The organism is Paenibacillus durus ATCC 35681 (assembly GCF_000993825.1).
GTDB classification, from domain to species: domain Bacteria; phylum Bacillota; class Bacilli; order Paenibacillales; family Paenibacillaceae; genus Paenibacillus_AQ; species Paenibacillus_AQ durus_B.
In genome coordinates this window covers 5,434,594-5,457,770 of the sequence record NZ_CP011114.1, presented here as the reverse complement: position 1 = coordinate 5,457,770, position 23,177 = coordinate 5,434,594, and the positions used below count along the sequence as shown (strand labels likewise).

Below are 23,177 nucleotides of genomic sequence, written 5' to 3'. Positions count from 1 at the left end.
AAACAAACAGAATTTGATTTTTTACTAAATACTCTCTCGTTTTCATCTTAAGATTTCTAAAAAAGAAAATCCCCATCAAGAAAAATTTCTTGGTGGGGATTTTGGTGGGGGACCACTTCATTTTTTACTAGGTTATTCCCACTCGATGGTTGCTGGCGGCTTGGAGGTGATGTCGTAAACGACGCGGTTGACGTTCTCGACTTCGTTAACGATACGGACGGAAATTTTCTCCAGCACATCCCAAGGGATACGTGCCCAGTCTGCGGTCATGCCGTCGATGGACGTTACGGCGCGAATGCCTACCGTGTAGGAGTATGTCCGGGCATCGCCCATGACACCCACGCTCTTCATGTTAGGCAGCGCGGTGAAATACTGCCAGATTTCGCTCTCCAGCCCAGCCTTGGCGATTTCCTCGCGCAAAATGTAATCCGAATCCCGGACAATCGTCAGCTTGTCCTCCGTAACTTCGCCCAGCACGCGGATGGCAAGACCCGGACCCGGGAACGGCTGGCGCCATACAATGGCATGCGGCAGGCCGAGCTCCTCGCCTACCTTGCGCACCTCATCCTTAAACAGCGTATTCAGCGGCTCGATCAGGCTGAACTTCATGTCCTCCGGCAGCCCGCCGACGTTATGATGCGATTTGATCGTCTGCGCCGTGGCGGTTCCGCTCTCCACGATATCCGTATACAGCGTTCCCTGCGCAAGGAAACCAAAATCGCCGAGCTTAGCAGATTCCTCATCGAAGCAGTAGATAAACTCGTTGCCGATAATCTTGCGCTTCTGCTCGGGATCGTCTACGCCGGCCAGTTTGCCGAGGAAACGCTCGCGGGCGTCGATTTTGACGACGTGAATATCGAATTTGCCGACGAACGTCTCCATAACGCTCTCAGCTTCGCCTTTGCGCAGCAGACCGTGGTCGATGAACATACAGGTCAACTGGTCGCCGATGGCGCGGTGAATCAGCATGGCGACAACGGAAGAATCGACGCCGCCGCTCAGGGCGCACAGCACCTTCTTGCCGCCGACTTTGGCGCGGATATCCTGAATGGCATCCTCGATAAAGGATTCCATCGTCCAGTTGCCCTCACAGCCGCAAACTTCATACAGGAAATTCTTGATCATCTCGTTGCCATGTACGGAATGACGCACTTCGGGATGGAACTGCACCGCGTACAGCTTCCGTCCTTCATGGCTCATCGCCGCAATCGGCGCGCTTTCGGTACCGGCATCAAGCTTGAAGCCTTCCGGAAGCAGAGATACATGGTCGCCGTGGCTCATCCATACGGTCTGGCTGCCTTCCAGCCCTTTAACTAGGATGGCGCCGGGTTCAAAATTCAGATCCGCCTTGCCGTATTCCCGCTTGGAGGCGCGTTCGACCTTGCCGCTGAGCTGATGGGCCATCAGCTGCATGCCGTAGCAAATGCCGAAAATCGGCAGTCCAAGATCATAAATCGCCGGATCAACATGCGGAGCATCCTCGGCGTAAACGCTCATCGGGCCGCCGGAGAATACGATACCTTTAGGCGAAAGTTCCTTGATCCGTTCGATCGGCGTATTGTACGGCAGAAGCTCGCTGTATACTCCTAAATCCCGAATTCTGCGCGCGATTAATTGGTTATATTGTCCACCGAAATCGAGAACAACGATAATTTCATTTGGCTTGTTCATTGCTTGCCTCCCTTGATTGTTGGATTCATTATACGAGAACGTAATTCGCACCGTCAAGGAAAGGCGGACAGGCTGCGAAGTAATCGCTTACGGATTCTTTTAGCGGAAAGTTTTCACAGATGCATAGTGTGCTTTCGCATCCGAAAAATACAGCTTCGGCTGACCCGTATAAGGAAGTTAATAAATAATTGAAGCCAATTATTTTGCGAGCACTACCCCTCGGGGCATATGAATTCGAGATGGACTCGAAATCGCCGTTTGGGACAGCTAACGTTGAACTTTATTATTGCAGGCGTAGGCCGTAGCCTCCGTAGCGCCGGTAACACCAAGGGGATCAAAGTAAAGTTGATTGTGATTTTTTAGGATAGGCGAATGAGATCGCCCTGAACTTGGGGGAACTACGGGTAGCAGAAATGTACATCCGACTACCACCCAAGAATCCCACTGATGCCGAAGGTGTCAGCTTGCCCCTTTAGGGGTGGAAGTCTCAAAAAAACTACTAAAGTGCAGGTTTTTCCAGCGAATGCGTATGTCAGCAGGGAAATTCCTACGATTGTGCAGGAATTTTGAGGCTGTACCGGCTGCATATGAGGTTGAACGGGTAAAAAACTGCATATTACCAGGCATATTGTGCAGTGGCGGCTTCAAGACGGCAAAAGATGTACAATCGCAGGTTATCTGCAAAAAGCGAGAGGCGGCCGTGCGAACGGCTGCCTCTTTAGCTCAAATAGAAAGCGATCCGCAGGCAATCGCGCAGAAATGCTCTTGCGCTCCAGAGAGCCGGCGTCTCCGGGAATCCGCAAGCCTCTGAAGGCGGGGCGGGTTCCGGGAATACCGCCGGAATGGCAGAGCCGCTGGCTAAGCGGCGTATGCGCTGCGGAAGGCTGTGCGCAGGGCCGGAGTCCGGCAAGCGGTCGCCAGCCGGAGCGGAGTCCTGCCCGGGAACGCCGGGCAGATGCCGCCCAAGCGGACCGGGACCGGCCCGGCGCAGATCAGGGCCGCCCGCACCGCCGTACGCCAGCGCCTCCCAGCGGCGGACGAACCGCCGGACGGCTGCGCGCAGTCCGGCATCGTTAATGGGCAGGGACGCGGCATACTCCCTGCCCGTCATCCCCGGCGGGGGCGGGCCGTAGCGCGCGGCCAGCACCCGCCAGACCAGGGACGCGGCCAGCAGCAGCCGCTCCCTGCGCAGGGCGCTGCGCCCGAGGCGCAGCAGCGCCAGGCTCCGCCGCCAGCGCCACGCGGCGGCGGCAAGCAGCGCCGCCGCAGCTGCGGGCGGCGCCAGCCCCGGTCCGCCCCCGGGAACCGGGGCGGACGGCATTCCCGCGCCGGCTGTGGCGGGCGCGGGGCCTCCCGGCGGCGCGGGCGCAGCCGCCGAGGGGCGGTCCGGCAGCGCGGGGCCCGCTGCCGAGGCCGGCGTCGGGTCGAAGGGGACCCAGCCCGCGCCGGGAAAATACACCTCGACCCAGGCATGGGCGTCGCCCTGGGTCACCATATACCGCTGCGGCCCGGGGCCCGCTGCCTTCCGGCCCGGGGCATAGCCCTGGACATACCGGGCCGGAATGCCGGAGCTGCGCAGCAGGACGGTCATCGCGGAGGCAAAATGGACGCAGTACCCTTTCTTCTCCGTGAACAGAAAATCGTCGACAAAGTCGGCCCCTTCCGGCGGCACCCGCGTATCCAGCGTATAAGGGTACGTTACTTGCAAATAATCGCGGACGGCCAAGGCCGCGTCGTACCGGCTGCCTGCGGAGTCCGTAAGGCGGGCGGCCAGCTTCCGGACCCGCTGCGGCAGGGAGGACGGAAGCTCTAGGCCGGCTGCGGCAATTTCAGGAGGGTCGCTGCCCGCCAGCTTCCGCAGTACGGCGGGATCGCTCTCGGCCAGCAGCGAATCCACTGTATATTCGGTCACTTTGGAGGAGCCTGTCAGGTCGGGCAGAGCGAAGCTTCCCTTCTCTCCGCCTGCCAGAATGTAACCGAGCCGGCTCCCGTCCAGTTGTCTGACATCCGAGATAGATAACACCTTGCCCGCGCTAAATACAGGAATACCGCCTGCGGATGGAGACGCGAAACGGAACCGCTGGCGAAGAATACGCCCGCCCGCAGCCTTGGCATCCCCGGAAGAAAGGGCTGTCAAACTTAGCGGCGAGGCTGGAGCAGCCGCCTTCGTCCAGCGGCGTCCGTCATACCGGTCCATGCTTTCTCCGCGCAAGTAGGTGGAACGTGGGCTTTCCACCGTGAAGACTGGGTCGCCGCTTCGCGTGAGCGGCCCTCCCAGTTCGCCACCCGAGCTGTATCCCGTGGTCCCTGTAGTCCCCGCAATCTCGGCTGCGCGGCTGCGCAGTCCATCGAATGCCCAGTCCCGCAGCTGCTGGGCAGCCGACTTCAGCGGCTGAACCCGGTCCGGCTGTCCGCCGGGCAGCTCTGCTCCGGTCCAGGCCGCCGCCGTCAGGCTCCCCGCCAGCAGGCAAGCGGCGCCGGTCCAGCGGAGGAACGGGACTCGGGCCGCGGCCCGGGCACTTTCCAGCAGGCGCGGCAGGCCGCTCATTCCTTGCATCCACGCAATGAGCGCTCCGGCCAGTATGATGTCGGGGGCTGTATCGCTTCCGAGACCCTTATCCAGAATCAGCAGATAAATCAGCGTCACGGATGTGAACAGCAATGTGCTTCCCCTGAACAGCGCAAGATGCTGCACCGATAAGACGAGCAGGCTCCAGCCTCCCAGCAGCATAAGAAGGCGGCTTGCGGCGGTCATCTCAGTGATTTTGCCGGAAAGGAGAAGGAGGCCGTCATGCCCCATAGCCTGGAGAAGACCGTCAGGCCAAGCCGCTCCCGCAGACGACGAGCATAAATAGAACCACGACAGCGCAAAAATGGCCGCTTGGACCGGAAGCGTATGCCAAGGAGATGCCCGGAACAACCCGGTGATAAGCAGCGCTGCGGCCATTAACGCCAGAACTCCCAGCAGCCTCTCCGTCTCCGCCCCCAAATCCATCCGGTACAGCGGACGCAGCCAGTCCGCGAACAGTCCGAACAGGGACAGGGAGAACAGAGCCCGGTAGCTTAAAGACAACGGTTCGGGAGCAGCTCCGTCTCCGTGGTCCGTTAGTGTAGCGTTCCGACCCATCCGAGCCGTCCCGTTTATACGCCCGGACCCGGCAATATGCGGCAATGCAGACCCTTGATGCATAGTTCCCGATTTGCCGGACCGCCGCTTCCAAAACCGGGATATGGACGCAGAGCCGCGTCCGCTGCGCGGTCCCTCACTGCCATCGGACCGCCACTTCCAAAACCGGGATATGGACGCAGAGCCGCGGCCGCTGCGCGGTCCCTCACTGCCATCGGACCGCCGCTTCCAAAACCGGGACATGGACGCAGAGCCGTGGCTGCTGCGCGGCCCCCCACCACCATTCTCTCGTCCGCCGTCCGGTAGATTCCGCTTGTCCAATCTCTCCCGCTTGTCGGTTCTGTCCTGCCTATCCGGGTTATTCTGCCCTGCTTCATCCGTTCCGGACATCATCCCAGATGAGGCTGCGGAGGAGGAAGCAACAGGCTTAACGCGCCGACGGCTTGCGGGATAATTCATCCGCTGTCCCCTCCCCGCCTCCGTAAGGCAGTGCATGCTCCAGGCAGTACAGTCCCGCACCCAGTCTGCCCAGACTGCCGCAGATGGTCGCGGCGGGCGCGGAACGTGCAGAGACAGCCGTATGCTGCCCATTCCATTGCCGCATGCGTTCAGGGACAGCGGAGAATCGGCCGCCCGCCTCTTCGTACAAAGCGGCTTGCTTAGCGCTTTGAACGGATGCCGCCCTGTCCCATACATAATAGAGATCCACCTTGATCCCCTGAGCGAGCAGCCGGGAGATTGTCAACGCGGCTTCCCGGTCCGGGCGGCCGGTGATCGCCGCAATACTCATGCCCGGAATGCACTGCCGGGAGGCATCCTCCAGCAGCCTTGCCAGCGTACGCGTTCCATCCGGCGCCACATCGGCAAGCGTATCCAGCACTCTGGCCGGGATGATGCCCATTCCCTCGTATCTCGCCATTCCTTCCGGCCAGCCGCCGGTGAACAATTGAGCGTAGGAGCCTGCGCGTTCCGCAGTAAGCAGCAGACCCAAGGCGGCTGAGACGGCCAGCTCGAAGGCCGGAGTTCCCGGCAAACCACTTCCCCGGGGAGGGAGCGCTTCCCACGGCGTTTCATAGGAAGCCGGGCAGTTGTCCAGCACGACGCAGAACATGCGCCCTTTCTCCCTCTCGGGAACGCGGCTTTGCAGAAAGCCGCGCCGCGCCGTATTTTTCCAGTGCACCCGGTTCATCGGATCTCCCGGCTGATAATTTCGAATATCCGACTCTTCCTCCGCTCCCTTCCATCTCCGGCTCATGGCTGAGACTCCCCCTGGTCCGGCGCCGGAGTCAGCGCAGACCTCTCCGTAATACAGCGGAGCCGGCAATACTTTAAACTCCCGCTCCCCCTTGAGAGCGTTTGTGCCGGTGAACCAACCCGGCAAATCCCCCCAGGTAACGCGGCAGGAACGGAGCTGCTGGCGGCCCCTCGGCAGCCGTTCCAGATTGTAGGTGTATTGAAATGTACGCCGGAATCCGGGGAACAGCAGCAGACGATGATCTCCGCAGCTCCAATGCTCTTCAATCATCATCCAGGGAACCGGCAGCCGGCAGCGAAAACGGAGATCAACCGTTACCATCACGTTATTCCCCGCCGTCGGCTGAACCGGAGAGAGCGTCCGGGCCAGCTCAAATTTACTAGGGCCCAGCACCTGCAGCAAGAGTCCGCCAAGCATCACCAGCCCGATAAATATTAGGATAAACAGCAGGGCAGAGCCGCCAAGCCAGCCGTACAGCCCTGCGATGATGCCCATTGCGGCCAGCGCCCGCGCCCATTGACCGGGCAGATTCGGATTCGGAGAAACGGCAGGGCTATCGGGCCTGCGGATTGGTTTCGTCAATGGACATCCTTCCTTTTCCTTGGGGATTTGTCATTATTATTCCCATGAAAAGGAAAAGACAGACCTCGCATTATTCCCGGTGTTCGTGTGTGCGGCTTTAGGACGCTTTTACCCTCCGTTCTTCCGGAACCGATGTCGCTCCGAGCAGGCGATGTCCAGCGGACTCCAGCAAATCCCTCAGCGGCAGCCAGATGGCGCCGCCTTGAAGAGTAACTTCCGAGGCGATTGCTCCCCGGTCCCCGGCCCCAGCGGTAAAGGCGAGTCCGCCGCCATCCGTATCCGCTGTTATTGTCCGCCCATTCAGCACCGCCAGGCCGCTGTGAGTTCTGGTATCCCAGCTCACCTGTCCGCCAAGCCGCTCGACTACGGCCCGCAGCGGGACGATATATTGGCCGTTCTCAATCCGGTATTCCCCCGGCTGCAGCGAGGCTTGCAGCATTCCCGCTGCCACCGCCAACGGTTTTCCTGGCGCAAACAAGGCGGCATTCGGGGTTATATTGGCGGCGATCCATGCTTCGTCAGGCTTTGTTCGTTTCGCGGCCCCCTTGCCCGGATGAGTCTTGAACTGAATAGGTTCGCTGCCGGCGTCCAGCGTCTTGAACACATAACCCGCCGCTTTATACTTCTTAATGATTTCCGGCAGCGCCTTGGCGCTTGCCTGATGTCCTGCTCCATCATGAAGCAGCAGAACAACTCTGGAAGACTGGGTACCCTGAACCGAGTTCTTCAGTATTTCAGCAGCCGGGACTCCCCTCCGTGCCGAATCGCCGCTGTCCACCGTCCAGTCCGTCGCCAGGTAGCCCGCTTGCTTCATCAGATGGAAGTAGGTATCATCAAAATGTCCGTATGTTCCGCCGGGGGCGCGGACAAGCTGCGGCCGCACGCCGGTAATCTGGCGGATGATTTCCTCTGTTTTTTTGATTTGGCTCCAGAAATGTGTAAAGCCGCTGTATAAATCTTTATAACTATGATTATAGGTATGATTGCCGATGGCATTCCCCTGTTCCCAGATCGCGTTAATCAGCTCAGGGCGGGTTTCGGCCTGGTCTCCGAGCACAAAAAACGTCGCCTTTACCCGCTCCCGCCGCAGAATCTCAAGCACTTTGGGGGTAACGGTGCTGGGCCCGTCGTCGAAAGTGAGGTAGACCGTCTTTGGCTCGACACTTTTCTGGGCGGCCGCCGGCATAGCTTTAGCCTTGCTTACGGGGGCCCTAGAGATGCGGGATACCGGCGTCCGGCTTTCTGGAAAAGCAGGCGGCAGGCCGACGAACGGCATCGGTTGGCTGCCGCGCACTGACAAGCCAGGGTTTGCTTGTCCGTTCAGAGTCGCGGAGATTACCGAATCGGACGATGCGCCGTCCCTTCCTTTGGCGGCTCCGCCGCTGTCCGCGGCATGAAGCGTACCGGATGATTTCCCGAAAGGGGAATTTCCTGCTTCACGGTAAATCAGAGCAGCTGCGAGGATCACAGCGGCAAGCACAAGCCGGACAGCCGTACGGCGGCTGATTCCGCGCTTTTTCCGAACCATATTCTCAACCTCCAGCATTCTATTGGCTGCTACAGCCTTCTGTTGGATTATATGAGGACAAGCCACAAATTAGACATGCCTTCCTGCTAATGAAACAGCCGGTGCCGGAAGTATGAAAAAAACTTAAAGCGGCGAATGCCCATCTTTTTGGAGAGTGACATCAACTATGGAAATGCTGAATTGGATACAGGAATTATTCGGGAAGTATGGATATAACGTGCTGTTCTTCGGGCTGCTGCTGGAATTTATCGCGTTGCCCTTTCCCGGAGAGACGACGATGGCTTTCGCCGGATACCTGTCCTATACGGGGCGGCTCGACTTTATGATATTGATTATCGTCGCGTTCTTCGGAACGACAATCGGAATGACCATCACGTATTTCATCGGCCTCAAAGCCGGAATGCCGTTTATTCAGCGGTACGGCCGGTGGTTTTTGTTCTCTCCCGCCAAGCTTGAAAAAACGCAGCGCTGGTTCGAGCGGTACGGCAGCGGGCTGATTACGATCGGTTATTTCATCCCCGGTGTGCGCCATTTTACCGGTTATTTCTCCGGCATTATCGCTCTTCCTTTCCGCAAGTTCGCCCTGTACGCCTATGGCGGCGCCTTGTTCTGGGTCATTCTGTTTCTGGGGATCGGCCGGCTGTTCGGACCCCAATGGACGGCTGTATTCCATCTGTTTGAGGCTTACGCCCCATGGATCGTGCTGGCCGCCGTCCTGCTGGCCGCGATGATTCTCGTCTACCGCTTCCGTTTCAGCCGCAGAGTTAAAACGCTCAGCATAGTGGGCACGGTTAAGGAGTCCTCGGAAGAACGCTGACCTTCCTGCCCTTTCTGCCTTTTATCCATGCGTACACCCCCAGCACAACGGCAATTGCGGCAAAACAGACGCCTCCCGCAAGCCCCATCAAACGGGGCTCCACTCTGGTTAGCAGATAACCGGCCAGCAGCATGGACAAGCCGAGCAGCGTATTGCCCGCCGCCGTCATCAGCCCGAACAGAAGCGGCTGCCGCCTAGCGGGCGTCTCCGGCATCAGCAGCGTATCGAGCGAGGCATACCCGATTCCCGACACAAGAGATGTCAGAACATACAATCCGCAGACTGCCGCAAAGCTTCCGGTCACGCTGATGCCGATGTGCAGCAGCCCTTCCAGCAGCAGCCCTCCGAGCGCCGCCGCCAGCAGGTTCCGCTTAACCAGTTGCCCGGCCCAAAAGCTCAGTGTAAGCCCGACGCCGAGCGATGCGTAAAAAGCCCCCACACCAATATCTCCCGCGTGAAATACGCGGATGGCATACACACTGATCAGCACATTGTCGAGGCCACTCACAATAGAGACGAGCAGCTCATAGCCAAGCACAATTTGCAAGCATACGCTTCCGGCAATCACAGCTGGCAGGCTCTTGAAGCGTGATTGGCGCCCGTCCGCCCCATCTTCCGCCAACGTGTCCGTCCCGTGCCCCTCTTTGCTTTCATCTTCCTGCTCTTCCGGTAGAGTACGGGGGAATGAAATCCCCGAGATGATGAGCGCCGCGCCCAGGAAGGAGACGGCATTCAGCACGAACGCCGTCTGCGGACCGAACCAGTGGGAGACGAAGCCGCCCGTCAAAGCGCCCAGAATGAGCACGCAGCCGGTCAGCATCTGCTCCATGGCGTTAGTCCTCAGCAGAGCGTCTCGCCGCGCAAGCAGCGGTATGGACGATTTCCGCACTGGGGCGTAAATTGCCTCTCCCGCCGCCAGCATAAAGCTGCCGATGTACAGCAGCCACAGCCGGTCCTCCCCCGTAACCCACAAAAAGGACAAGGCGAACGGAATCCGGGCAATATCGGTCGCCATCATAATCGTCTTGCGCGGCAGCTTCCCGCCTAGATAGCCGCCCAGCGGCGCGAGCGCCAAATAAGGAATGAGCTTGACCCCGAGCGACAGGCCGACGGCCATGCCCGATCCGGTAAGCTGGAGAATCAGCGACAGCATCGCAACCTGGCTGAAACGATCACCGATCCCGTTGATGATGCCGGCGGCAAACAATCGGTAATAACCGGCGCTTATGCCGCTATTGGCGGTGCTTTGGTGTGTCATAACTTTCATCCTCACTATCACAAAATTAAATAAATATCTAATTAGATATTAATCGAATATATAGTGGATGGCAATCCCCATCCTTTCCGGGATTCGGAAAAAGGAATAAGATATGACTAACTGGCTTTTCACGAAAATTCATGTTTCAGACACGCCAAAAGGAGATCCGTACCGATGAAAATAGATCGTCTGCTGTCCATCGTCATCGTGCTTCTGGGCCGCCGGCTCGTTCAGGCGAAGGAGCTTGCCGACATGTTCGGGGTGTCGGTGCGAACCATTTACCGCGATATCGAAACGCTAAGCCTGGCCGGAATTCCGGTGGTTACCTATCAGGGCGGAGGCGGAGGCATCGGGTTAATCGAAGGCTACCGGCTCGACCGGAATGTGCTTACCGACCATGAGCTGGCGCAAATCTTTTCCGCTCTGCGAAGCCTCTCCCCCTATACGGGCGATCACGGGCGATTGATGGAGAAGATCAGCAGCATCGTACCTCCTTCGCGTTCGCAGCAGTTCCGCAGCATAGCGGCGCGGCAAGTTATCGACCTCACCCCGTGGGGGCTTCCGGGTGCATCCGAACAGAAGCTTGCTCTGCTCAAGGAGGCGCTGGAGGAGAGCATAACGGTCTCTTTTGCCTATGTCAGCGCCGAAGGAACGGCAACGGTCCGGTGTGTGGAGCCATATACTCTTGTCATGAAGGGCCAATCCTGGTACTTGTACGGCTACTGCAAACTGCGGGAGGATTTCCGGCTGTTCAAGGTGCACAGAATGAAGGATCTGGTTAAGGGAACTGCGGTCTTCACCAGGCTCGAGCTTTCATTCAGGGATTTGCCATGGAATGACTATCCTGGAGAGCGTGAAGCCCTGACCGAAGTCATCCTTCATTTCTCAGCCAAAAACAAGCGTATCGCGGAGGAGCGTTTCGAATGCTCCGAGCTTCAGGCGGACGGCAGCGGCGGCTATACCGTCTCCCTGCGCTATCCCGTCGACGAATGGCTGTACGGCTTTCTGCTCAGCTTCGGGTCTGCGGCCGAGGTGCTGGAGCCGCAGCATGTCAGACAGCGGCTTGGCGAGCTCGCGGTGGACATTGCTGCAAATACAGCCCGGCAACCTGACAGTAAGCTGTCCAGTTCCCCGGTTTATACTGTAACTGTATAAAATATTAGCGGGAGAGTGGTTGAAAATGGAACACACCATGGAACTCACTGTGGAACACAGCGGACGGTTCTGCCAAAGCTGCGGAATGCCGATGCCGGAGAAAGATTTGCTGGGGACGGAACGGGAAGGCGTTCAGACAGAGGAATACTGCAAGTACTGTTATGAAGACGGCGAGTTTAAGCAGCCGGACATTACCCTTCAGGGAATGATTGACCTCTGTACCGGTTATCTTGTGGAGCAGGGAATGGATGAGATGGGCGCCAAGGGAATGCTCACCCAGTCGCTGCCACTGCTTAAGCGCTGGAAACAAGAGGGCGTCTCCTCATAGAAGCCAAAGGGACACAACCCGGTTGAAACCAACCTTGGAATGTGTCCCTTTTTTTCATATCGGCTATGCTGCCATTCGTTTACGCCTGAGCCGCCTCCAGCTTTGTCCCCGCCGTGGACCCGGCAGACTCCTGGAAGAGCGCTCCGCCGCTTTCCAGTTCCTTTGCGATCGACATCATCAGCTTGATCCGGTTCGTCTGGTTCACCACACTGACGCCCGCATCATAGTCGATGGCGGCAATATTAGCGCTTGGATACAGCTCTTTCAGCCCTTTCATCGTCCCGCGTCCGGTAATGTGGTTCGGAAGGCAGGCGAACGGCTGGATGCAGACGATATTGTTCACTCCATGATCAAGCAGGTCCATCATCTCGGCGGTCAGGAACCAGCCCTCGCCCATCTGGTTGCCTATCGACACAAGTCTTTCGGCTTTTTCGGCGAGACGGTAGATATTCTTGTCTTTATGGGCGAGTCCCAGACCTTCAAGCGCCGCCGTGATTGGCTTGCGGTACATCTGTATATACGTAATGAGCAGCGGGTTAATCAGCCCGAGCGTCTTGCTCTTCCCGAACTGCTCCGCCCCGTAAATCGGATTGTACACACAGTAGAAGAAGAAATCGAGAAAATCGGGCATTACAACTTCCCCGCCCTCGGCCTCGATCAGATCGACAAGCCGGTTGTTAGCGTCGGGATGGAACTTGATCAAAATCTCGCCGACCACGCCTACCCGCGGCTTAACCTCCTCCGTCACCGGCAGACGGCTGAAGCCTGACGCAATCTCGCGGGACAGCCGCTTATATTCACGGAACGAGAAGGAGGACAGGCTGTCCTTGCAGCGCTCCATCCCCTCACGGAACAGGGCTTCAGCGCTTCCCGGAACCTTCTCGTAAGGTCTGAAGCGGTATAGCAGCCGCATGAGCAGATCGCCGTAGCAGGCGGCCGCGAACATCCGGTTGATCATCTTGAAGCCGATCCGGAAGCCGGGCTGGCTCTCAAGACCCGAGGCGTTCATCGACAGAACCGGAATCTTTCCGAGCCCAGCATCCTTCAGCGCCTTGCGCAGCAGGGAAATATAATTCGTTGCCCGGCAGCCTCCCCCTGTCTGCGACATGATGACTGCGGTCCGGTCGGGATCGTAATCGCCGCTCTGCAGCGCCGACAGAATCTGGCCGATCGTCACAATCGCCGGGTAGCAGGCATCGTTGTTGACATACTTCAGTCCTTCCTCCGTCTCCTCGGGACCGGACTTCTCAAGCACCTTGAGCCGGTAGCCGAAATCCTGGAACACCCGCTCGATCAGCTCGAAGTGAATCGGCGACATTTGCGGCGCCAGAATCGTATACGCTGACTTCATGTCCTTCGTAAAAGTCACTCTCTGCTCGTCTTCCCGGGCCGTGCGAGGCGCGGCTTCTCCCTGCTCGCGCTCGCGCATCGCCGCGAGCAGCGAGCGCAGCCGGATGCGGGCCGCGCCCAGATTGCTGATCTCGTCGATCTTGATCAGCGTGTACACCTTGCCCTTCCGCTCCATAATCTCCTGCACGGCGTCGCAGGTGATGGCGTCGATGCCGCAGCCGAACGAGGTGAGCTGCACCAGTTCAAGATCGCTGCGGGCCGCCGCGAGCCGCGCCGCTCTGTATATGCGAGCGTGATAGGTCCATTGGTTGACAATGCTGATATCGCTCTCTTCGCTCCCCAGGTGGAAGATCGCATCCTCGGTAAGAACCGCAAGCCCCATGCCCGTGATGAGCTCCGCGATTCCGTGGTTGATTTCCGGGTCGGCATGGTAAGGATGCCCGCAGAGCAGGATGCCTTTGGTCCCGGTTTCCTCAAGGAACGCCAGCGTCTCCTCGCCTTTTCGCCGCAAATCGCTCTTGGCCCGTTCGGCTTCCAACTGACCGGCCTGTACAGCGGCAGAGATTTCATCCTTCGGAATGTCCGGGAAGGTCCGCGCCAGCCCTTTGACCAGCGCTTGAGTGTCGTCAAAGGTCAGGAACGGGCTGACGAGCGGGATTCCCTTCTCCTTAAGGCCGTCCATATTGTTGCGGATGACCTCCGGATAAGAGGCGACGACCGGACAGTTAAAATGGTTGTCGGCGCTCTTATCCTCTTTCTTCTCGTACACGATGGCAGGGTAGAAGATAAAATCGACACCCTGGCCAAGCAGGCTCTGCACATGGCCGTGGGCCATCTTGGCCGGATAGCAGACCGCTTCGGACGGAATGGTGTCCATTCCGCTTTCGTACAGCTTTTTGTCCGATTTCGGGGACAGCACCACCTTGTAGCGAAGCGCGGTAAAGAACGCGTGCCAGAACGGGTAGTTCTCAAACAAGTTCATGGCGCGCGGCAGCCCGACTACGCCCCGTGCCGCCTCCGCATCGGGCAAAGGCTCGTAATCGAAGAACCGGTCATATTTGTACTGCATCAGGTTCGGCAGCGTGTTCTTTTCCTTCTTCCCTCCGGCGCCGCGCTCGCAGCGGTTGCCGGTCACATGGAAGCTGCGGTCCGGGAACCGGCTGATGGTCAGCGGGCAATTATTGCCGCACCGTCCGCACCGGCCCTGGGTCACCTCGTAAGTAAAGTTCTCCAGCTCCTGCGGGCCAAGCAGCGTGCTGACGCCGCTCTCCGCCGCGTTCTCCCTGGCGAGCAGAGCGCAGCCGTAGGCTCCCATTACACCGGCGATATCCGGGCGGATGACTGTTCTTCCCGTCAGCTGCTCAAATGCGCGCAGCACCGCTTCATTGTAGAACGTGCCTCCCTGCACAATGATATGCTCGCCCAGTTCATCAAACCTGCGGATTTTGATTACCTTCTGCAAGGCGTTCTTGATGACGGAGTAGGCTAAACCGGCGGAAAGGCCGGACAGGGACGCCCCTTCCTTCTGCGCCTGCTTAACCTTGGAGTTCATGAATACGGTGCAACGCGAGCCGAGATTGACCGGGTCCTGCGCCTGCAGCGCGGCCTCGGCGAACTCGGCGACGCCCAGGCCGAGCGCCGAGGCGAAGCTCTCCAGAAAAGAACCGCAGCCCGCCGAGCAGGCTTCGTTCAGCATAAGGCTGTCGATGACGCCGCCCCGGATTTTGATGCATTTCATATCCTGGCCGCCGATATCGAGGATGAAGTCGACATTCGGCATAAATTTGGCGGCGGCCCTGTAATGAGCGACCGTCTCCACTTCGCCGCCGTCGGTCTTCAGCGCCGCCTTGATCAGCCCCTCGCCGTAGCCGGTCGCGTAGGAGCCGGCGATATAGCAGCCCTCCGGCAGCAGCCGGTATATTTCCTTCAACGCGTCGCTTACTGATTGCAGCGGATTCCCTTTGTTGCTTCCGTAATATGTATACAGAATTTCGTCGCTTGCGCCGGTCAGCACAAGCTTCGTTGTCGTTGATCCCGCATCAATGCCCAGGTAGCAAGGGCCGCGGTACGAGGACAGATCGGCCCGAACCGCCGCCGCTTCCGAATGGCGCCGTCTAAATTCCACAAGGTCGGCCTCCGACTCAAAGAGCGGCGGCAGCTCGCCGTCCTCGGAACGCTCGGACGCGAAATCGATGGCGGCGATCCGGTCCCGCCATTCGGCAAGCGGCGCGGCGGAACTGCCGCCATCGGATAACGCCGAGCCGATCGCCACGAAATACTGCGATCTCTCCGGAAACAGAATGTCTTCCTCCGCAAGCTCCAGCGTTTCTGCGAACCGGGCCCGAAGCTGGGATAAATAAGTCAGTGGGCCGCCCAAAAAAGCCACCCGTCCGCGAATCTTACGCCCGCAGGCGAGACCCGCGATCGTCTGATTCACGATGCTTTGGAAGATCGAGGCCGCAACATCCTCCCGGCGCGCCCCTTCATTAAGCAGCGGCTGAATGTCGCTCTTGGCGAATACGCCGCAGCGGGAGGCGATTGGATAAATCCGCTGATGGTCCGCCGCGAGTCTGTCAAGTCCGGTGGGATCGGTCTGGAGCAGCGCCGCCATCTGGTCGATGAAAGCGCCTGTCCCGCCTGCGCAGGCGTTGTTCATCCGCTGCTCAATGCCGCCGGTGAGGTAAATGATTTTGGCGTCCTCTCCCCCAAGCTCAATTGCGGTATCGCAGGAGGGAAGCAGTTCGCTGATCGCTTTTGTACAAGCGATAACCTCCTGAACAAAGGGCACATTCCCTAGCTTGGACAGAGACAAGCCGGAAGAACCGCTTACCGCAAGCGCCGCCTCCCTATCCGGAAACAGGGATATCACTTGATCAAGCAAAGAGAGAACCGCTTTTTTTATATCGCTATAGTGTCTTACATAATCCTCATGAACGACCAGATTCCGCTCCATGACAACCAATTTAGCCGTAGTCGATCCCACATCCAGTCCGATCTTCAGCTGCATCCTGCTATCACCACGCCTTATTGAAAATTTTAACTATAGGAAAAATATCACATAAACAGACTGCTAAAAGCTGTTAAAAATGTAACAGTAAAAAATTTAACGGAACGCCTGGAGCTTGAAAATACCCGCTCTATTCCCCGTCTAGGGCCGCCGCGACCGCCTCCGCATGGCCCTTTACCCGCACTTTTTTCCAGATATCGGACACGATGCCCTGTTCATCGATCAGGAAGGTGGAACGCACGATGCCCATAAATTCCTTGCCGTACAGTTTCTTGAGCTGCCATACGCCGTACTGCTCGCTTACCTTGTGGTCCTCGTCGGAGAGCAGCAGAAAGGGCAATTCATTCTTCGCGATAAACTTGGCGTGCGACTGGAGACTATCGGGGCTGACGCCCAGAATAACGGCTCCTTTGGCCGTGATCCGGTCATTGACGTCTCGAAATTCACAGGCTTCCTGGGTGCAGCCCGGCGTCATATTTTTCGGATAAAAATACAGCAGCACCTTCCGTCCTCTATACTGGCTTAGGGTGATTTCGCTTCCGTCCGAGGCGGGCAGCGTAAAGTTCGGCGCCTCTTGTCCAATAGACAGCTCTTCCATAATTCATGCACTCCTCTAATTAGGTTTATGGCTGTTCTGGGCGTTATATGGCCCACGGGGTGTACAATTGATTGTATCCATAAAAGAAATTATAATGTAGGGAATGCAAATGTGAAAGGAAGAGCGAGAATGCCGCCAAGGTCGAAAAGACACGCCAAGAAGGGAAAATCGAAGAAAACTCTGGTTCGGATCCTGATGATCCTCCTTCTGCTTCTGGCCGGAGGAGCCGTATATTTTTTCACATCCATCTACCAAGGTCTTAACAGCATGCAGAAGCAGGGCAATGATTCTCCATTCGCAAATGTGGAAACGGTAGACGCTGATACGCCCGATCCTCCGAAATGGGAGGGAACGGAACCCGTTAATATCCTGCTGATGGGTGTCGATGCGCGCGGCGTAAAAAAGGGTGAAATCCCCCGCTCGGACACGATGCTGGTGGTCTCTCTCGATCCGGTAAAGAAGAAGGCTCACGTCTTCTCCATCCTTCGGGATACTTACGTATCGATCGAAGGTCATGACAAAAATCGTGTGAATACCGCCATTATCTACGGTCCCAATACGGCGATGCAGACCGTCGGCGATCTGCTCGGGATTCCGATTCAATATTACGTCTACACCGACTTTCAGGGCTTTATCAAGCTTATTGATGCGGTCGGCGGCATCGACTACACGGTCGAAAAGGACATGGTCTGGAAGACCATAGCTGATGGCCCAGTGTACGATATCGATCTGAAAAAAGGCTATCAGCACCTTGACGGCAACAAGGCGCTCCAGTATGTCCGTTTCCGCCATGACGCCACCTCGGATTATACGCGTACGCAGCGTCAGCGCGCTTTCCTTAGCGCCGTAGCGGACAAGCTCAAGAGCACCACTTCGCTTGTTAAGCTTCCAGGTATTCTGTCACAGGTCAGCCCCTATATCGACACGAACCTGTCGGTGAACGATATGTGGAAGCTGGCGAGCGTAGGGTATGACAGCAGCGTAGCTGGAAGTGAACAGATCCCGCCGTCCAATCTGCTGGAAGAAAGAAATGCGGGCAAGCTCGGCTCCGTGCTCGACATCCGCGACCCGGACAGACTGAAAGAGTTTGTGCAGGAGACGCTTAACAAAACCGAGCCAGTGCCGGCGGCTTCTCCATCCGCATCGTCCGCTGCCGCTGCCGCAGCCGGACAGTAAATTTCTTTCGGAGCTGTGCGCCTCCCTATGGCGGCTCAGCTTCGGAAAGGACGATATAAGCCGTCATACGGCAGACAGCATAATAGGCATTGCCCCTCACGGGCGGACGGCGGATCGCGCCTTCCGCCCGTTGACGCGCTTTCACCCAAATATGAGCTCAGCAAGAACACTAAGCCGAAAGGATGACCCATTAATGAATCGTTCCAATTCAGAACAGCTGTACCAGGAAGCGCTCCAGCACATCGTCGGAGGCGTAAACAGCCCCTCCAGATCCTTCAAGGCGGTTGGCGGCGGAGCGCCCGTCTTCATGAAGCGCGCCTCCGGCGCCCATTTCTGGGACGAGGACGGCAATCGCTACATCGATTATCTCGCGGCCTTCGGTCCCGTTATTACCGGGTTCGCCCATCCGCATATTACCGCTGCCATTACAAAGGCGGCGGAGAACGGTGTGCTGTACGGAACCCCGACGGCGCTCGAGATTACCCTCGCCAAAATGATCAAGGAAGCCATACCTTCACTCGACAAAGTCCGGTTCGTCAATTCCGGTACCGAAGCCGTCATGTCGACGATCCGGGTCGCCCGGGCGTTCACCGGCCGGACCAAGATCATCAAGTTCGCCGGCTGCTACCACGGCCACTCCGATCTGGTGCTGGTCGCTGCGGGCTCCGGCCCGTCCACGCTGGGCATTCCCGATAGCGCCGGCATTCCGGTAAGCATCGCGCACGAAGTCATTACCGTGCCGTTCAACAATCTGGACGGGCTGCGCGAAGCGCTGAACAAATGGGGCGACGATGTCGCCGCCGTCATGGTCGAGCCGATCGTCGGCAACTTCGGCATGGTTATGCCGAAGCCCGGGTTTCTTGAAGGCATGTGCAAACTGGCACATGACAATGGCTCGCTCGTCATCTACGACGAGGTGATTACCAATTTCCGTTTCCACTACGGCGGCGCCCAGACCTACGCCGGACTGGACAACCATGATCAGATCATCCCCGATCTGACGGCGATGGGCAAAATCTTCGGCGGCGGCCTGCCAATAGGAGCCTATGGCGGCCGCAAGGAGATAATGGATCAGGTCGCGCCGCTCGGACCGGCTTATCAGGCCGGCACGATGGCGGGAAATCCCGCATCCATCTCGGCGGGCATCGCCTGCCTGGAAGTGCTCCAGGGTGCAGGCATATACGAGGAAATGGAGCGGTTGGCTATCCGCTTGACGGACGGACTGAAAGAATCGGCGGACCGTCACGGCATTCCGCTGACGATCAACCGCATCCGCGGCGCCTTCTCCACCCATTTCTGCGACCATCCTGTCACCGATTACGACGAGGCTCAGGATACCGACGGCGAAGCATTCGGCAGCTTCTTCCGCCATATGCTGAACCGCGGCATCAATCTGGCGCCTTCGAAGTTCGAAGCGTGGTTCCTGACCACGGCCCACACCGACGAAGACATCGATGCCACCCTGGAAGCGGCGGAAGCCTCCTTCCGCGCGATGAAGGAAGAAAGATAAGCTAACGCGAAGCTTATACAGTTTTCTATTTCAAGATATACGCCGTTCAAAGACAGATACTGTTGTCTTTGAACGGCTTTTTGATGTGCGGCGGGGCAGTGGGCAGTCCCAAGCCAGCGGCGCCGCTAACGGCTCACAAGGCCGGGAACAGTCCGCCAGAGCGGTTGGATTCACTTCCGCTTGCGATACTTATACCTTGCCGCAGCCCTTTTTTCCCACCGAATGAACGCATAAGAAAAGCGGCCGCCGCTTTCGGTTACGCAAGCTTCAGCCGCCTTGACTCATAATGTGCACTTTTTTACAGAAAATCATTCATTTCTAGATCATTTATTTCAGTGTTATTCTCCGTTCCGGTCATACAGACTGCGAATTGAAACGCCCTGCGGCAGCTTGAACGGATTCTCTTTCTCGATCCGGTCGTAGAACATGATCCCGTCAAGATGGTCCATCTCATGCTGAATGACAATCGCCGTATAGCCCTTGAACCGAAGCTGGACCTCTTTGCCCGCCGCAAAATCATAGGCTTTTACCTTGACCGATTCATATCTCGGAACAAAGCCCTGAACCGGACGGTCGACCGACAGGCAGCCTTCGCAATCCGGCAAATAGACCATCGCTAAAGAATGGCTGACGATTTTGGGATTGACCAGGGCGTGCTCGATCACTGTGCCGTACTCATCCTGGGTAAACATGACGAACATCCGCTTATTCAGCCCAATCTGATTGGCCGAGAGCCCTACTCCGGAGCGCAGCTTATACTTGGCCGCCACCTCCTCATCCTGGCTGTTCTTCAGAAACTGCAGCATGCACAGCAGCGTTTCGCGGTCTTCCTCTGTCAAAGGCAGCTTAACCGGCTCCGTAACGGTCCGAAGCGCCGGATGCCCCTCTCTTACAATATCATCCATCGTAATCACATAATCCTGAGTAAACTTTGCTTCAGACACCGTTCTCTCCACCTTTGCTTCACTTGATGAACTTTTAATGCGCGCTTGCTTAATCATTAATATATTTAAGGATTGATAAAAGCGGTACGCAGCTGCGCGCTGTACTCCACATCGAAGCCCAGACCCGTGGCCAGAGCGGCCAGAGGCAAGTACGTTTTGACTTCCTTTCCAGTCTTTTGTAAAAAGGCCGGGCTGTCTATCGCGATCTTTTGTCCGTTAACCTGTATCGTCTTGGAGCCGATCGTAATGACCACCGTCCGGCCTCCATACGTTATCGTCGCGCTTGCGGTCTTGTTGTCCCATTTTCCGCTTGCTCCCATCGCCTTCAGCACATCCGCCAGCGCCAGGAAATTCTGTCCGCCCCGAACAATCGGCTTGTTGGGCGTATTCATCAGCTCGGCCCTGTTAACGACAATCGTCATCGGCCGCTGCGAAGCGGAGGGAGTCAGAGAATTGGTAGGTACACGGTAGTAACCCCATATCAATTCGGCGAACACCTTGGCGATGGTCTCATAACCAAGCTGGGTCGGATGAAAATCGGAGTCCGCGATAATATGCGACAGCGATCCCTCCTGGCCTGCAAAACGGGATGCAACATGAGCGACAAGCACCGGTGCGTCGCTTCGGGTCAGGCCTGCCGTCAGACTATCGGCCGCTTGCGTAAAACTTTCAGCAGCGCCCATCAACTTCGCGTAGCTCTGACCGGCATACAGCTGCGGAACGGGCTGGTACTGGTCCGCAATGATGATCGTCGCATTCGGGTTGACCGCTCTCAAGTTCTCCAGCGCGGCGGTGACGTTGGTCTTGTAAGCGGTCAGCAGCTCTTGCACACGAGCCTTTAGATCGGCATCTGACATATCCTTGGCTTGCTGCAGCAGACTTCTCACATCATTGCCGCCGATCGTGATTGTAATCAGCTTTGCCCCCGCAATATCGGCTTTGGTCTGCGCAGCCTTCGCCGCAAACGAGTCCAGACGCGGATCGGCAATACCGGGCTGGATGCTATCAGCGGTAATGGCCGTACTATCCTTAATCGCCGCTGTATAGTTTCGAAACCCGGCCGTTGTCAGTCCCAGAATCCCATAGTTGCCCAGCGTCGCGCGCTTCCCGTCAAACCATGCCTGCTCAAGCAGGCGTTCCGCGTAACCGTAAGGCTGGGAGCTTAGATTCATGCCCGGTTCATAGCCGGCTGTAATGGAGTCCCCCAGCGTCACGATACTGACAACATCAGGCTGCGCCGCTTCCGCAGCGGCTGCCGAAGCGCCCTGGACTCCCGGGCCCAGCAGCATGGTTACGAGCAGCAAGCAGATTGCGGCGGCTGTCCATTTGTTCCGCAAATCGATCATTATATCCCTCCAAGTCTGTACTGGCACTTCCATTTATTTCATTCTATCATTCGGTCGGATTCCTATAAAGGTAGACTTGGCGCCGCCACTCCAAATATGCCGCAGGCGGGCTGCGGCATCACAGGACGCTTCTCTTGGAGCTTTAGTATGATAAAAAGAGCCCAGTTCCGCTGCGACACGTCCCTGGACTCTGTTATGTTATAAATGCACCGGCTAAGGTCCCGCATACCCGTTCACAGCCGTGGCTCCGGTTATTCTATTCGCCGCCTTTGGAAAGCTCCTTCCCGTCCGCAGGCGTATCGGAAGCCGTGCTGGAAATCGGATCTGATGAGGCATCTTTCCGTTCTTTTGTCTGCGTCCGTTCCAGATATTTGTCATATCTGTCGTCCAGCTCCTGCGCCATTTCCCGATACCGGTAAATCTCTTCCACAATCGGATCAAGCGCGGTCTGAATGCGTATTTCGTATTTCGGCGATATGGAATGGCGCTGTCCCGCTTCGCGGCTGCTTTGCGCAAGTTCGCCTTCGGTCAGCATCTCGCTCAAGCGACGTTCCAGATCTTCCTTCCCGTTCACCCTAAGCCATGCCTCCTTCTGTATATGCTAGAATCCGGTCGCTCCCGCTTCTTTCAGGGAAGCTAGAACGTCTTCGTGAATATGCCCGTTGGAAGCCACGATGTGGCGTGTGCCGATATGGTACGGCTCACCCCGCATATCAGTAACCACTCCGCCCGATTCTTTGACCAGCAGCACACCGGCGGCGCAGTCCCAAGGACTTAGACCCGCTTCATAGTAAGCGCTGACCCTTCCTGCGGCCACATAAGCCAGATGTAGAGCTGCGGACCCCCCGGCGCGGACGCCGCGGACTTTTGGCAGGATGTTCTGGAAGGCGGCCAGATTGGTCGGCTGGGCAAACTGCCGGTCCGGCGGAAAGCCAATGGCAATTAGACTGTCGTCAAGCGTGGCTTCCGAAGAGACGGCAGTCTTGACGCCATGCACGTAAGCGCCTTTTCCTTTTTCAGCCACAAACATTTCATCGCGCACCGGATCATAAATGACGCCAACCGTCAATTCGCCGCGTACGGCAAGCGCGATGGATACCGCGTAGAAGGGAAAACCGTGCACGAAGTTAGTTGTTCCGTCCACCGGGTCGACGATCCAGAGGTACTCGTTGTCTTTAAGCTCCTCCAGCGCGGCGGTTACGGCATTGGCTCCCGGCTCGACTCCTTCCTCACCCAGAAAAGCATGATCGGGATAGTGCGTCATCACAAGTCTGCGGATCATCTGCTCTGCGCCTTTATCCACTTCCGTCACCAGATCACGCGCCGATGACTTCGTTCCCAGTTCCTTTACTGTTCCTTGTCTGCTCTTGATATATTCTCCGGCTTTGGCCGCCGCATTGATGGCTACCGCCGTATAACCTTTGCTGGATACGACATACGGTTCCCGCTCGTTACTGCTATTAGGATTTAAAGAACTCATCTCTTCACTCCGCTTTCTTCAACTTGATAGCCGGGTCCAGCGATC

The 23,177-nt window shown here is 57.4% G+C and carries 16 protein-coding genes; 5 read left to right on the top strand and 11 right to left on the bottom strand.

The window, feature by feature from the left end; translation table 11 throughout:
* Positions 1-132 precede the first annotated feature (132 nt).
* The 4 genes from guaA to VK70_RS25485 form a co-directional block, all read right to left on the bottom strand.
* Positions 133-1,671, bottom strand: a complete 1,539-nt coding sequence (gene guaA, locus VK70_RS25500) for a glutamine-hydrolyzing GMP synthase (RefSeq protein WP_025695052.1) — start codon at positions 1,669-1,671, stop codon at positions 133-135.
* Positions 1,672-2,389: 718 nt separating this feature from the next.
* The gene (locus VK70_RS25495) at positions 2,390-5,257 is read right to left on the bottom strand and encodes a transglutaminase TgpA family protein (protein WP_046723972.1); all 2,868 of its coding nucleotides are present in this window, start codon (positions 5,255-5,257) and stop codon (positions 2,390-2,392) included.
* The gene (locus VK70_RS25490; RefSeq protein ID WP_046723970.1) at positions 5,226-6,635 is read right to left on the bottom strand and encodes a DUF58 domain-containing protein; all 1,410 of its coding nucleotides are present in this window, start codon (positions 6,633-6,635) and stop codon (positions 5,226-5,228) included. The genes VK70_RS25495 and VK70_RS25490 overlap by 32 nt, the downstream gene beginning before the upstream one ends.
* Before the next feature lie 97 nt (positions 6,636-6,732).
* The gene (locus VK70_RS25485; protein ID WP_025695471.1) at positions 6,733-8,163 is read right to left on the bottom strand and encodes a polysaccharide deacetylase family protein; all 1,431 of its coding nucleotides are present in this window, start codon (positions 8,161-8,163) and stop codon (positions 6,733-6,735) included.
* Between the two features lie 166 nt (positions 8,164-8,329).
* Here VK70_RS25485 and VK70_RS25480 point away from each other — a divergent pair, with 166 nt between their 5' ends.
* Complete coding sequence (locus tag VK70_RS25480) at positions 8,330-8,980, top strand: DedA family protein (protein WP_025695470.1); 651 nt, start codon at positions 8,330-8,332, stop codon at positions 8,978-8,980.
* Here the strand turns inward: VK70_RS25480 and VK70_RS25475 are convergent.
* The gene (locus VK70_RS25475; RefSeq protein ID WP_046723968.1) at positions 8,955-10,238 is read right to left on the bottom strand and encodes an MFS transporter; all 1,284 of its coding nucleotides are present in this window, start codon (positions 10,236-10,238) and stop codon (positions 8,955-8,957) included. The genes VK70_RS25480 and VK70_RS25475 overlap by 26 nt on opposite strands.
* Before the next feature lie 174 nt (positions 10,239-10,412).
* On the opposite strand from VK70_RS25475, the gene VK70_RS25470 reads away from it, so the two are divergent.
* Both VK70_RS25470 and VK70_RS25465 read left to right on the top strand, forming a co-directional pair.
* Complete coding sequence (locus VK70_RS25470; protein ID WP_025698339.1) at positions 10,413-11,393, top strand: helix-turn-helix transcriptional regulator; 981 nt, start codon at positions 10,413-10,415, stop codon at positions 11,391-11,393.
* A 25-nt stretch (positions 11,394-11,418) separates the two neighbouring features.
* A complete protein-coding gene (locus VK70_RS25465) occupies positions 11,419-11,721 on the top strand; it encodes a zinc ribbon domain-containing protein (protein WP_025698337.1) in 303 nt (100 codons plus the stop codon).
* A 79-nt stretch (positions 11,722-11,800) separates the two neighbouring features.
* Here VK70_RS25465 and VK70_RS25460 read toward each other — a convergent pair whose 3' ends face one another.
* On the bottom strand, positions 11,801-16,078 hold the full coding sequence (locus tag VK70_RS25460; protein ID WP_046723966.1) for a 2-hydroxyacyl-CoA dehydratase: 4,278 nt from the start codon (positions 16,076-16,078) through the stop codon (positions 11,801-11,803).
* A gap of 130 nt (positions 16,079-16,208) precedes the next feature.
* Positions 16,209-16,676 carry a thioredoxin-dependent thiol peroxidase gene (gene bcp, locus VK70_RS25455; protein ID WP_025695825.1) on the bottom strand — a complete coding sequence of 156 codons (468 nt, stop codon included), beginning with the start codon at positions 16,674-16,676 and terminating at the stop codon, positions 16,209-16,211.
* A gap of 129 nt (positions 16,677-16,805) precedes the next feature.
* Between bcp and VK70_RS25450 the strand changes: the two genes are divergently transcribed.
* Positions 16,806-17,852 carry an LCP family protein gene (locus VK70_RS25450; protein WP_046723964.1) on the top strand — a complete coding sequence of 349 codons (1,047 nt, stop codon included), beginning with the start codon at positions 16,806-16,808 and terminating at the stop codon, positions 17,850-17,852.
* Between the two features lie 193 nt (positions 17,853-18,045).
* Entirely contained in the window at positions 18,046-19,362 is a 1,317-nt protein-coding gene (locus tag VK70_RS25445) for a glutamate-1-semialdehyde 2,1-aminomutase (RefSeq protein WP_046723962.1), read from the top strand.
* A 338-nt stretch (positions 19,363-19,700) separates the two neighbouring features.
* Here the strand turns inward: VK70_RS25445 and def are convergent, their stop codons facing one another.
* From def to VK70_RS25425, 4 genes are all read right to left on the bottom strand, one after another.
* Positions 19,701-20,267: a peptide deformylase gene (gene def, locus VK70_RS25440; protein ID WP_036638943.1), complete on the bottom strand. Its 567-nt coding sequence runs from the start codon at positions 20,265-20,267 to the stop codon at positions 19,701-19,703.
* Between the two features lie 104 nt (positions 20,268-20,371).
* Complete coding sequence (locus tag VK70_RS25435) at positions 20,372-21,652, bottom strand: SGNH/GDSL hydrolase family protein (protein ID WP_025694495.1); 1,281 nt, start codon at positions 21,650-21,652, stop codon at positions 20,372-20,374.
* 256 nt (positions 21,653-21,908) lie between these two features.
* On the bottom strand, positions 21,909-22,226 hold the full coding sequence (locus VK70_RS25430) for a hypothetical protein (protein WP_025694494.1): 318 nt from the start codon (positions 22,224-22,226) through the stop codon (positions 21,909-21,911).
* Positions 22,227-22,253: 27 nt separating this feature from the next.
* Positions 22,254-23,132 carry an inositol monophosphatase family protein gene (locus VK70_RS25425; protein WP_025694493.1) on the bottom strand — a complete coding sequence of 293 codons (879 nt, stop codon included), beginning with the start codon at positions 23,130-23,132 and terminating at the stop codon, positions 22,254-22,256.
* Positions 23,133-23,177: the final 45 nt, after the last annotated feature.